This window comes from Kitasatospora sp. NPDC057015 (genome assembly GCF_042673745.1).
In the GTDB taxonomy this organism is placed as follows: Bacteria; Actinomycetota; Actinomycetes; order Streptomycetales; family Streptomycetaceae; genus Kitasatospora.
The window spans coordinates 83,266-94,561 of the sequence record NZ_JBHUSG010000002.1 but is presented as its reverse complement, the minus strand read 5'-3'; the positions used below and the strand labels follow the sequence as shown (position 1 = coordinate 94,561).

The following is an 11,296-nucleotide window of genomic DNA, read 5'->3' as shown; positions in this document are numbered from 1 at the left end:
TGGGCGGCGCCGGAGGTGACGGCGGTGGCGATGCTGGCCGTGGTGGCCGAGCCCGCGACGACCGAACCGGCGGCCGGGGAGGCAGTCACCGAGAAGTCGTTGACCGGCGTGGTGGTGCCGCTGGTGTAGGGCGCGAAGATGTGGGTGAAGTCCCAGGTGCCCTGGCTGATCCCCGAGCAGTTGTCCTTGCCGGCCTGCCCGACGCAGCCGCCGTTGTCACGCTGGAGGGCCCAGAAGGAGAGCGTGTTGACGCCCTTGGAGAGCGCCCAGTTGTAGACCGTGGTGGCGTTGGCGACCGTGAAGGTCTCGGCCGGGCCGAAGTCGTCGATGCCGAGCATCTCGATGATGCCGATCGAACCCCACAGCTGCGCCGAGGTCTTGTTCGGGTAGAGCTGGGCGAGCTGGTTGTACAGACCGGTGGTGGCGGTCTGGGTGTCGGTCGCCATGTTGTGCGAGGCGTTGTCGTAGTAGTCGAACGTCATCTGGTTGACGACGTCGATCCGCGCGTTGTTGGCGATCGCGTTCTGGAGGACGTTGAGCCCGTTGTCGGCCAGCCCGCTGGTGGTGGTCGGCAGGGTGTAGGAGAACTGGATGGAGCGGCCGTTGGCCGCCGCCCAGTCCTGGACCAGCTTGATCGCCTTGTTGCGGCGGTCGATGCCGCCGCTGTTGGTCAGCGAGTTGTCCTCGATGTCGAGGTCGATCCGGCTGATGTCGTAGGTCGTGATGACCTTCTCGAAGGCGGCCGCGATCTGGTTCACGTCGGTGCAGCTGTCGGCGAGTTCGGTGCCCGTGTTGTCCGCGGTGAAGCCGCCGAAGGACGGGATGACGTCGCGGCCGTTGGCGCGGATGGTGGCGATGTCGGCGCCGAAGGTGGACTGCGCCACCGGCATCGAGGCGTCGCCGTTCCACAACGGCGTGCAGGAGCCCTTGGAGGCGGTCTGCAGGAACGCCAGGGTGAGGTTCTTGGCGCCGGACTGGGCGGCCAGCGTGGCCGGGCTCTCACCGGTCCAGGCCTCGAAGTAGGGGGCGAAGATCCGGGTGGGCAGTGGGGTCGCGGCCTCGGCGGAGGCTGTTCCCACCGTGATCAGGCCGGCTGACGCGACCAGCGTGGCACAGGTGGCCACGATGGCCTGGACGGTTTTGCGCAGGCGCATGTGTGTTCTCCAACAGACGTTTTGACGTTGACAGTTGGTGACAGTTGTCCGGTCTCGGCCGAAGCCGTGGCCGGGCGCCCGGGTCATGGAGGCACCGGGGCGGACGGCGGTGCAGGGGCACGGTCGCCGTGCGGGTCGGGGGTGGTCGGGAAACGGGCAGGGCAAGCCCCGCCGGCCGGTGGTCACACCCCCACAGTGCATCCCGGTCGGATGGACAACGCCTATAGTTGGACTAGACCACCTGTCTGTCAAGACTCCTAACAGTTCGTCATCGAAGCCTTGTGGTGCGCCCTGGGCCGATATCGGTCGCGAGACGCCCGCCCCCGCCGGCGGTGATCCGTCCCGCGAGCGACCACGGCGGACCGGGCCGTCGCCGTACGGGCGGCTGAGCTCCTCGGGTGCCGCCGCTCCCGTCGGGCGACCCCGGTGGCCCGCGCTCCGCGCGGGCGTGCGGACCTGCGGGTCCGCGGGATCCGCGGACCCGTGGGTCGGGAGCGCACCGACTCACCGTCCGGTGCCGAACGGGCGGCGCCCGCCGTCGTCTGCGGCCGTCCCGGGTGGGTGGCGAGGTGGCGCTCGCCACCCACGACGGCCGCGCCGCCCGTCCCGTCGGTCGGCAGGGACGGGGTCGGCGGGGAGAGGACCGGCGGGGAGAGGACCGACAGGGAGGGGGATCGGTCAGGAGGCGGGGCAGACGGTGCCGCGGACGGCGTCGATGATCTTCGCGGCCTGTTCGGGGCCGAAGCCCGCCGGGTGGTTCTTGGTGGTGAAGCGCTGGTTCGTCAGATCGGCCAGCTTGGCCCGGTCCTTGGGGTACCGGTAGATGTCCTGGCACTCGCTCCTGGCGCGCTCGACCGCCTTCTCCGGGTCGCCCGCGACGATGTCGGGGTCGATGGCGTCGAGGGCGCCGACGAGCTTCGCGACGAGGGCGGCGTCCGGCTTGGGCGGCAGCCCGGCGTCGGCCGGCGGTGAGGCCTTGGCGGTGGCCGGCGGTGCGGCCGGGTCCGCGGCGGTGGGATCGGCGGGTGCCGGCGCGGTGGCCGTGTCGCCGCCCGGTGCGGGGGCGCCAGCGGAGGCGGTCGGTGCGGCGGGGGCCGAGGACGCGGGGGCGGCGTTCGACGGGGCGGACGCGGCGGGGGTACCGCTGCTGGAACAGGCCGTCAGGGTGAGGGCGGCCGCTGCCGTGAGTGTGGCGGCGAGGAGGCGTGTGCGCATCGCCTTACGGTGTCATGTCCGCGCTGGGTCGTCACGGGTCGTGACGATCTCGTGATCCGGGCGTGGGCGACCGCGCCCGGGGCCGGCGGCCCCGGGAGGGGGCTCGGCCCGCCGGGGACGCCGGCGGGCCGAGCGGTGGGTCAGCCCAGTCCGTTGGACTTCAGCCAGTCCTTCGCGACCGCCGACGGGTCCTCCTTGTCGATGGCGACCCGCTTCATCAGCGCCGTCAGACCGGCGGTGTCGAGCTTCGCCGAGACCGCGTTCAGGGCGGCGGTCGCGGTCGCGTCGACGCCCGCCTTGTTCACCAGCGGGGTGACGTTCTGCGCGCCGAAGAGGTTCTTCGGGTCGGCCAGCGCCACGAGCTTCAGCTGGAGGATCTTCGGGTCGGTGGTGAACACGTTGCCGACCTGGATCGTGCCGTCCTTGATCGCGTTCGCGGTGGTCTCGCCGGTCGGCTTCCACTCCTTGAAGCCGAGCCCGTAGACGTCCTTGAACTGCGCCTCACGGCGGGACTTGAACTCCGGCGGGCCGCCGATGACGAAGTTCGCGGCCTGCGGCGCCAGGTCGCTGACGCTCTTCAGGCCGAACTTGTCGGCGGTCTCCTGGCTGACGGTCAGCGAGTCCTTGTCCTCGGCGGTGGAGGAGTCCAGGATCGCCAGCGAGGCGGGCAGCGTCTTCGCCAGCGCCGCGTTGACCTCCTCCTTCGTCGCCGCGGTGGACTTGGCGTCCAGGTAGCCCAGCAGGGCGCCGTTGTACTCGGGCAGGACGGTCAGGCTGCCGTTCTGGATCTGCCCGTACAGCACCTCGCGGCTGCCGATGTTGAACTTCTCCTCGACCTTGACGCCCTTGGCCTTGAGCGCCTGCGAGTAGATGGAGCCGAGCAGCACGTTCTCGGGGAAGTTCGCCGAGCCGACCACCACGGTCCCGCCGGAACCGGCGGCCGAGCTCGGCGCCGCCGCGCCGGCCGAGGACGGCGAGGCGAGCGGGTCGCCGCCGGAGGAGCCGCAGGCGGCCGCGCCGAGCGCGAGGGCGGTGAGCGTGGCGGCGGCGAGGAGGCGGCGGGGCGCTCTGGCACGTGAGGTGATCGACATCGGGGGGAAGCCTTTCGGAAGGGATGGCGAGGACCGTCGGCAAGGCCGACGGGAGGTCAGTTTTTCGGTCGCTGCGCCCGGATGCCCGGTGGCAGTGCGTAGCGGGCGAGCAGGGCGAAGAACAGCTGGGCGGCGACCGCGAGCAGCACCACCAGCAGCGCGCCGCCGACGGTCACCGCGTAGTCGCGGGTGGCCAGGCCGTCGATGACGTACCGGCCGAGGCCGCCGAGGCCCACGTACGCGGCCACCGTGGCGGTCGCGATGACCTGGACGGTGGCGGTCCGCAGCCCCGCGATCAGGGCCGGCAGCGCCGACGGCAGGCAGACCCCGAGCAGTACCTGGCGATGGGTCATGCCGACCCCGCGGGCCGCGTCCCGCACGTCGGGGTCGGTGCTGCGCACGCCCTCGACGGCGGCCACCAGCAGCGGCGGCGCGGCGAGGGCGACGAGCGGCAGGAGCACGGCGGTGTCGCCGACGCCGGCGAGCAGCACCGCCAGGGTCACCAGCCCGAGGGTGGGCAGCGCGCGGGTGGCGCCGGACACCGCGGTCACCACGGTGACGCCGCGGCCGGTGTAGCCGATCAGCAGGCCGAGCGGGACGGCGAGCAGCGAGGCGTAGAGCAGGGCCTCGGCCGAGAGGGCGAGGTGCTCGGCGATCCGGTTCAGGATGGCGTCCGGGCCGCTGCGGCGGTCCGGCGATCCGAAGAAGTCACCGAGCCAGGAGAGCCAGTTCACGAGGTCACCGCCTTCTCGCGGACGGCCCAGGGCGCCAGTACCCGACGGGCCGTCACCAGGACGAGGTCGGTGGCCAGTGCCAGGGCCGCGGTCAGCACGATCCCGGCGACGATGGGGGTCGGGAAGGTGCGCTGGAACCCGTCGATGAACAGGTACCCGAGCCCGCCGCGGCCCACCAGCGCGCCGACGCTGGCCAGCGAGATGCTGGAGACCGCCGCGACCCGCAGCCCCGCCACCAGGTACGGCACGCTGGCGGGCAGTTCGACGGCGGCGAGCCGGTGCCAGGGCCCGTAGCCCATCGCGGTCGCGGCCTGCCGGACGGGATCCGGTACCGCGCGCAGCCCGTCCACCGTGGTCGGCAGCAGGACGGCGACGGCGTAGAAGGTGAGCGGGATCATGACGGTGGCCCGGGTGGCCAGCCCGGTGTACGGGATCAGCACCACGAACACCGCCAGCGAGGGCAGCGCGTAGACGATGTTGAAGACGGCGGCCAGCGGCTGGTACAGCCGGGGGTACCGGGCGCAGGCGAGGCCGAGCGGCAGCGCGAGCAGCAGGCCGATCAGGACGGGCACCAGGGCGATCACGGCGTGGTCGGCCAGCAGACCGCCCAGGTAGCCCAGGTGATCGCCGATCCAGTACCAGCGGACCAGGGGTTCACCGTCCACCGGGCGCTCCGTCCGGGGTGGCGCTCGGTCCGGAGTCCGGAGCCGGAGCCGGGGCCGGGGCGCTCGCCGGGCCGCCGGTGGGTGCCGTTGCACCCGGCAGGCCGGCGGAGAGGGCCGCCAGGACGGCCTCCCGGGTCGCGGTCCCGGTGGCGCGGCCCTCGGCGTCCAGGGCGACGGCCACGCCGACGGGGGACAGTACGGCGGCGTCCAGGGCCGCGCGCAGGGTGTCCGTGGCGGGCCGGTACCCGGCGGCGGGCAGCAGGGCGGCGTCCGCGGCGCGGTCGATCCAGCCGATCGGGCGGCGGGTGTCGTCCAGCGTCAACTCCCAGCTGCCGTAGCGCAGTCCGTCGGCCAGCGGGCGGGTGGTGACGGTCGAGGCCGGGCGCAGGCCGAGCCCGCGCAGGCCGCGGTCACGGCCGAGGAAGGCTGCCACGCCCTCGTCGACGGGGGCGGTCAGCAGGGTGTGCGGGTCGGCGAGTTGGGCGACCTGCCCGTGCTCGCGCAGCACCACGACCTGGTCGCCGAGCTTGACGGCCTCCTCGATGTCGTGCGTGACGAAGAGCACGGTCTTGTTCAACTCGGACTGCAGGCGCAGTAGTTCGTCCTGGAGGACGGCGCGGACCACCGGGTCGACCGCGCTGAACGGTTCGTCCATCAGCAGGACCGGCGGGTCGGCGGCCAGTGCCCTTGCCACGCCCACGCGTTGCTGCTGCCCGCCGGAGAGCTGGAAGGGGTAGCGCCTGGCGGTCTCCGGTGCGAGCCCGACCAGTTCGAGGAGTTCGGCGGCCCGGGCGCGGGCCTTCTTGCGGTCCCAGCCCAGCAGGTAGGGCACGGTGGCGATGTTGTCGATCACCCGGCGGTGCGGGAAGAGCCCGGCCTGCTGGATGACGTAGCCGATCCCGCGGCGCAGCTTGGCCGCGTCCAGTTCGGCGACGTCCGTGCCGTCCAGCAGCACCCGCCCCGAGGTCGGCTCGACCATCCGGTTGACCATCCGCAGGAGGGTGGTCTTGCCGCAGCCGGACGGTCCGACCAGCACGGTTATCCGTCCGGTCGGTACGTCGAGGTCGAGGCCCCGGACGGCGATGGTGCCGTCCGGGTGGCGCTTGCCGGCGCCGTCGAATCTGATCACTGAGCTTCCTAGCTGTCGCGCCGCGGCGCTGGTCTGAACTGCTCGGGCAAACGTTCGATCGTGCTCCGCCCGCGTGGCTGCCCAGGTGCGGACCGTCGGAAACCTTGATCAGGCTACGATCTCGATCATCTGATGTCCTGGATTTGCCGCGGACCGGCCCCTTCGCCGCCCGCCAGGCACTGTTGATCGCCCCCGGTCCTCCCCCGACCTCCCCCGATGAACCACTCCCCGCCCACCCCCCCCGGGTGAAACCCTGGCACCCGCCTCGTCTACCCCGTCGGGCCGGTCGTCACTCCCCGCAGGCCGGTGCCACTCCCCGCGGCCCGGCCGCGGTCAGCCGCCCGACCGGGTCGGCAGGCCGGCCGCGGCCCAGCCGACGAAGCCGCCGTCCAGGTCGGTGGCCCGGTGCAGGCCCAGTTCGCGCAGCGAGGCGGCGGCCAGGCTGGAGGCGTACCCCTCGGAGCAGACCACCACGATCTCCAGGTCGTACCCGGTGGCCTCCGGGATGCGGTGGCTGCCGGTGGGGTCGAGCCGCCACTCCAGCACGTTGCGCTCGATGATCAGGGAGTCGGGGATCTCGCCCTCGGCGGCGCGCTGCGCGGCCGGCCGGATGTCGACCAGCAGGGCGCCCTGCTGCTGCGCGTCGTAGGCCTCGCGGGCCCGGGGTCGGTGCACGCCTTCGCGGGAGCGCTCCACCAGGTCGTCGATCGTGGTCACCACTGCTCGGGTCCTTCCTTGGAGGTGCGGACGAGGCCGCCGGCCCGCAGTTCGTAGTGCGACATCTCACTCAGCGGCGGTGAGTAGGCGTGCAGGGTGACGGCCGGGCCGGAGGCGGTGTTGCGCACGTCGTGGACGTAGTCGGGGCCGAAGGCGCGGTCGGTGCCGGCCGGCAGTCGCCTGATCTTCAGGCCCTGGTCGGCGCTGGGGAGGGAGAGCTCCTCCAGCTCACCCAGTGCGACGGTGAAGGCGCCGCGCGAGCCGCCGTGGTCGTGGAAGCCGGTGGACTGTCCGGGCAGCCAGCTGATCAGCCAGACCTCGTGGTCCTCGGAGCTCTCCAGGCGTTCGTACCAGCGGTCGTCGGTGGCCAGCCGGACCTTGTGGATCCACTGCTCGGGCTGTTCGGCGAGTTCGCGGACGATCTCGCGCAGGGCGTTGGGGGAGAGAGGCGCGCGGGCGCGGTCGTGCGCCAGGTCCAGGCTCATGCGGTCGTCCTCGGGGAGGCGGCGGATGGCGGCGCGACCCGTGGATCGGGTGCGCCGGGCGGAGGTGAGCAGTGCTGCGGGAGTTGCTGCCGAACCGCGTGCGGGAGCCGGTTCAGGAGTGCGCGGTGCGGGCCCTGGAGATCGTCACAGGGCGGGGACCGGCCGGGAGTCGAAGGTCAACAGGCACACATGGAGCTCGCCTGGCGTCGCAGATCGACGTGCAGGCGGCAGACCAGAGTGGTGCCGGATTCCATGCGCCGATAGTTCCTGAGGAGACGTCCGCACGTCAAGCCGGGTCCGCGATCCGGTCCACGGCGTGTCGCCCCGTGGTCGAAGGCCGCCCCGCCGACTGCCCGGACGGGCCCTGGGCCGTTCGGAGCAGCGCCGGGGCCGCCCGGCTCGCCCGTACGGCCCGCCGGGGTCGCCCGTTCGGCCCTGCCGCGGTACCGCCGGCGGGCGGGCGGCGGCCGGGCGACGGGTGCGGCGGGAGGGTCGGATGAGTACCGGCCGCATCGGCGGGGTACATCACCGTTTCATCCGATACGGGAGTTCCTGCGTGTCCGGTTAACAAGACCGTCCCTGCCGCGTTACGTCCGACGTATTGTCAGGGCCCGGAGGCCGGGCCTACGGTCTACGCACGTAGATTCACCCCGCCGACCCTCGAACCGAAGGCCTGTTCCCCCGACGGGCCACGGAGCTGCGGAGGTACCCATGTCTCGAATCGTCCGTGCGGCCCTCGTCCAGACGAAGTGGACGGGCGAGCAGGAGTCCATGATCGACCTGCACGAGCGGTACGCCCGGGAGGCCGCCGCCCAGGGCGCCCAGGTCATCGGGTTCCAGGAGGTGTTCAACGCGCCGTACTTCTGCCAGGTCCAGGAGCCCGAGCACTACCGCTGGGCCGAGGCCGTGCCCGAGGGCCCCACCGTGGTGCGGATGCAGGCGCTCGCCCGGGAGCTGAACCTCGTCATGGTCGTCCCGGTCTACGAGGAGGAGCAGCCCGGGGTCTACTACAACACCGCGGCCGTGATCGACGCCGACGGCAGCTACCTCGGCAAGTACCGCAAGCACCACATCCCGCAGGTCAAGGGCTTCTGGGAGAAGTACTACTTCAAGCCCGGGAACCTCGGCTGGCCGGTCTTCGAGACCGCCGTCGGCAAGGTCGGCGTCTACATCTGTTACGACCGGCACTTCCCCGAGGGCTGGCGCGCGCTCGGCCTGGCCGGCGCCGAGATCGTCTACAACCCCTCCGCCACCAGCCGCGGACTCTCCGCCTACCTCTGGCAGCTGGAGCAGCCGGCCGCCGCCGTCGCCAACGAGTACTTCGTCGCCGCGATCAACCGGGTCGGCGTCGAGGAGTACGGCGACAACGACTTCTACGGCACCTCGTACTTCGTCGACCCGCGCGGCCAGTTCGTCGGCGAGCCGGCCTCCGACAAGGAGGAGGAGCTGATCGTCCGCGACCTCGACCTCGGCCAGATCGAGGAGGTCCGCCAGCAGTGGGCCTTCTACCGGGACCGCCGCCCCGACGCCTACGGACCGCTGAGCGAGGCGTGAGGGGAGGGGACACACCATGACCCGCACAGTCGTCCGGGGCGGCCTGGTCGTCACCGCCGCCGAGGAACTGCACGCCGACGTCCTCATCGAGGACGGCCGGATCGCCGCACTGGCCGCCACCGGCAGCACTACCGCCGAGGCCTGGACCGGCACCGTCATCGACGCCGCCGGGCACTACGTCATCCCCGGCGGGGTGGACGTGCACACCCACATGGAGCTGCCGTTCGGCGGCACCGCCGCCTCCGACACCTTCGAGACCGGCACCCGGGCCGCCGCCTGGGGCGGCACCACCACCATCGTCGACTTCGCCGTCCAGCCGGTCGGCGGCTCGCTGCGCGAGGGGCTGGACGCCTGGCACGCCAAGGCCGAGGGCAACTGCGCCGTCGACTACGGCTTCCACACCATCGTCTCGGACGTCAACGAGTCGGTGCTCAAGGAGATGGACAGCCTCGTCGACTCCGGCGAGTCCACCTCCTTCAAGCTGTTCATGGCCTACCCGGGCGTCTTCTACAGCGACGACGGCCGGATCCTGCGCGCCATGCAGCGCGGCGCCGTCAACGGCGGGCTGATCATGATGCACGCCGAGAACGGCATCGCCATCGACGTCCTGGTCGAACAGGCGCTGGCCGCCGGGAAGACCGACCCGCGCTACCACGGCGAGGTGCGGCGCGAACTGCTGGAGGCCGAGGCCACCCACCGCGCCATCAAGCTCGCCCAGGTGGCCGGCAGCCCGCTCTACGTCGTGCACGTCTCGGCCGCCTCCGCGCTCGCCGAGCTGGCCCGGGCCCGGGACGAGGGGCACAACGTCTTCGGCGAGACCTGCCCGCAGTACCTCTTCCTCTCCACCGACAACCTGGCGGAGCCGGGCTTCGAGGGCGCCAAGTACGTCTGCAGCACGCCGCTGCGCCCGCGGGAGCACCAGGACGCGCTCTGGCGCGGTCTGCGGACCAACGACCTCCAGGTGGTCTCCACCGACCACTGCCCGTTCTGCTTCGCCGGGCAGAAGGAGCTCGGCCGGGGCGACTTCTCCAAGATCCCCAACGGCCTGCCCGGCGTGGAGAACCGGATGGACCTGCTGCACCAGGCCGTGGTCGACGGCCGGATCAGCCGCCGCCGCTGGATCGAGATCGCCTGCGCCACCCCGGCCCGGATGTTCGGCCTCTACCCGCGCAAGGGCACCGTCGCGCCCGGCGCCGACGCCGACCTGGTGATCTACGACCCGGCCGCGGTGCAGACCGTCTCCGCCGCCACCCACCACATGAACGTCGACTACTCGGCGTACGAGGGCCGCCGCCTCACCGGCCGGGCCCGGACCGTCCTGTCGCGCGGCACCGTCGTCGTGGACGACGGCCGCTGGCTCGGCCGGGCCGGCCACGGCGCCTTCCTGCGCCGCGACACCTGTCAGTACCTCACCTGACCGAACCACACCACCGCCCCGGGGCCGGTGGGCCGGCCCCGGGCGGACTCCCGTACCGCGCACCCGCCGCACCCCCCAGGATTGGTGGACCCTCATGGACATCGGGCTCGTCCTGCAGACCGACCCGCCCGCCCGCCTGCTGATCGAGCGCATGGTCCGCGCCGAACAGGCCGGCTTCAGCCACGGCTGGACCTTCGACTCCGTCGTGCTGTGGCAGGAACCCTTCGTCATCCACAGCCGGATCCTCGCCGCCACCGAACGGCTGCGCGTCGGCACCATGGTCACCAACCCCTCGACCCGGACCTGGGAGGTGACCGCCTCCACCTTCGCCACGCTCAACGACATGTACGGCAACCGCACCGTCTGCGGCATCGGCCGCGGCGACTCCGCGATGCGGGTGGCCGGCCGCAAACCCGCCACCCTGGCCCGGCTCTCCGAGGCCATGCACGCCATCAAGGAGCTCGCCGAGGGGCGCACCGTCGAGGTGGACGGCACCGAGATGCACCTGCCGTGGGTCACCGACGGCGAACTGCCGGTCTGGATGGGCGCGTACGGGCCCAAGGCCCTCGCCCTCACCGGGCGGCAGGCCGACGGGTTCATCCTGCAACTCGCCGACCCCTACCTCACCGAGTACATGATCAAGGCCGTCCGGACGGCCGCCGCCGACGCCGGCCGCGACCCCGCCGACCTCACCATCTGCGTGGCCGCGCCCGCGTACGTCACGGCCGACGACTCACCCGAGGCGTTCGCCCACGCCCGCGAGCAGTGCCGCTGGTTCGGCGGCATGGTGGGAAACCACGTGGCCGACCTGGTCGACCACTACGGCGAGCACTCCGACCTGGTGCCCGAGGCGCTCACCGCGTACATCAAGGACCGGCACGGCTACGACTACAGCCACCACGGCCGGGCCGGGAACCCCGACACCGCCTTCGTGCCGGACGAGATCGTCGACCGCTTCTGCCTGATCGGCACCCCCGCCGCCCAGATCGAGAAGCTGGAACGCCTGCGGGCCCTGGGCGTCGACCAGTTCGCGCTCTACGCGATGCACGACGCGGTCGAGCAGACCATCGACGCGTACGGCAGCGACGTGATCCCGCACCTGTGACCGGCCCCGCCGTCGGACTCCCGTGACCGG

At 72.3% G+C, this 11,296-nt stretch carries 11 protein-coding genes; 3 read left to right on the top strand and 8 right to left on the bottom strand.

Annotation, left to right across the window (positions count from 1 at the left end; all coding sequences use genetic code 11):
- The 8 genes from ACFTWP_RS02350 to ACFTWP_RS02315 all read right to left on the bottom strand — a co-directional run.
- On the bottom strand, positions 1-1,154 hold a 1,154-nt coding region (locus ACFTWP_RS02350), incomplete at its 3' end, for a chitinase (RefSeq protein WP_380261771.1).
- A 678-nt stretch (positions 1,155-1,832) separates the two neighbouring features.
- Complete coding sequence (locus ACFTWP_RS02345) at positions 1,833-2,369, bottom strand: hypothetical protein (RefSeq protein ID WP_380261769.1); 537 nt, start codon at positions 2,367-2,369, stop codon at positions 1,833-1,835.
- Positions 2,370-2,509: 140 nt separating this feature from the next.
- Entirely contained in the window at positions 2,510-3,460 is a 951-nt protein-coding gene (locus tag ACFTWP_RS02340; RefSeq protein ID WP_380261767.1) for an ABC transporter substrate-binding protein, read from the bottom strand.
- A 56-nt stretch (positions 3,461-3,516) separates the two neighbouring features.
- Positions 3,517-4,194 carry an ABC transporter permease gene (locus tag ACFTWP_RS02335; protein ID WP_380261765.1) on the bottom strand — a complete coding sequence of 226 codons (678 nt, stop codon included), beginning with the start codon at positions 4,192-4,194 and terminating at the stop codon, positions 3,517-3,519.
- On the bottom strand, positions 4,191-4,859 hold the full coding sequence (locus tag ACFTWP_RS02330; protein WP_380261763.1) for an ABC transporter permease: 669 nt from the start codon (positions 4,857-4,859) through the stop codon (positions 4,191-4,193). The genes ACFTWP_RS02335 and ACFTWP_RS02330 overlap by 4 nt, the downstream gene beginning before the upstream one ends.
- The gene (locus ACFTWP_RS02325; RefSeq protein WP_380261761.1) at positions 4,849-5,988 is read right to left on the bottom strand and encodes an ABC transporter ATP-binding protein; all 1,140 of its coding nucleotides are present in this window, start codon (positions 5,986-5,988) and stop codon (positions 4,849-4,851) included. The genes ACFTWP_RS02330 and ACFTWP_RS02325 overlap by 11 nt, the downstream gene beginning before the upstream one ends.
- Positions 5,989-6,321: 333 nt before the next feature.
- A complete protein-coding gene (locus ACFTWP_RS02320; RefSeq protein ID WP_380261759.1) occupies positions 6,322-6,708 on the bottom strand; it encodes a rhodanese-like domain-containing protein in 387 nt (128 codons plus the stop codon).
- A complete protein-coding gene (locus tag ACFTWP_RS02315) occupies positions 6,702-7,190 on the bottom strand; it encodes a cysteine dioxygenase (RefSeq protein ID WP_380261757.1) in 489 nt (162 codons plus the stop codon). Before ACFTWP_RS02315 ends, ACFTWP_RS02320 begins: the two co-directional genes overlap by 7 nt.
- 711 nt (positions 7,191-7,901) lie before the next feature.
- Between ACFTWP_RS02315 and ACFTWP_RS02310 the strand changes: the two genes are divergently transcribed.
- The 3 genes from ACFTWP_RS02310 to ACFTWP_RS02300 all read left to right on the top strand — a co-directional run bounded on the left by ACFTWP_RS02310 (position 7,902) and on the right by ACFTWP_RS02300 (position 11,266).
- Positions 7,902-8,744, top strand: a complete 843-nt coding sequence (locus ACFTWP_RS02310; RefSeq protein ID WP_380261755.1) for a nitrilase-related carbon-nitrogen hydrolase — start codon at positions 7,902-7,904, stop codon at positions 8,742-8,744.
- 16 nt (positions 8,745-8,760) lie between these two features.
- Complete coding sequence (gene hydA, locus ACFTWP_RS02305; RefSeq protein ID WP_380261753.1) at positions 8,761-10,161, top strand: dihydropyrimidinase; 1,401 nt, start codon at positions 8,761-8,763, stop codon at positions 10,159-10,161.
- A gap of 94 nt (positions 10,162-10,255) precedes the next feature.
- A complete protein-coding gene (locus ACFTWP_RS02300; RefSeq protein ID WP_380261751.1) occupies positions 10,256-11,266 on the top strand; it encodes a TIGR03842 family LLM class F420-dependent oxidoreductase in 1,011 nt (336 codons plus the stop codon).
- The last annotated feature ends 30 nt before the right edge of the window (positions 11,267-11,296 follow it).

Coding starts and splice junctions, on each gene's coding strand:
- ACFTWP_RS02340 (WP_380261767.1), bottom strand. CDS start 3,460: ATGTCGATCACCTCACGTGCCAGAGCGCCCCGCCGCCTCCTCGCCGCC.
- hydA (WP_380261753.1), top strand. CDS start 8,761: ATGACCCGCACAGTCGTCCGGGGCGGCCTGGTCGTCACCGCCGCCGAG.
- ACFTWP_RS02315 (WP_380261757.1), bottom strand. CDS start 7,190: ATGAGCCTGGACCTGGCGCACGACCGCGCCCGCGCGCCTCTCTCCCCC.
- ACFTWP_RS02345 (WP_380261769.1), bottom strand. CDS start 2,369: ATGCGCACACGCCTCCTCGCCGCCACACTCACGGCAGCGGCCGCCCTC.
- ACFTWP_RS02310 (WP_380261755.1), top strand. CDS start 7,902: ATGTCTCGAATCGTCCGTGCGGCCCTCGTCCAGACGAAGTGGACGGGC.
- ACFTWP_RS02300 (WP_380261751.1), top strand. CDS start 10,256: ATGGACATCGGGCTCGTCCTGCAGACCGACCCGCCCGCCCGCCTGCTG.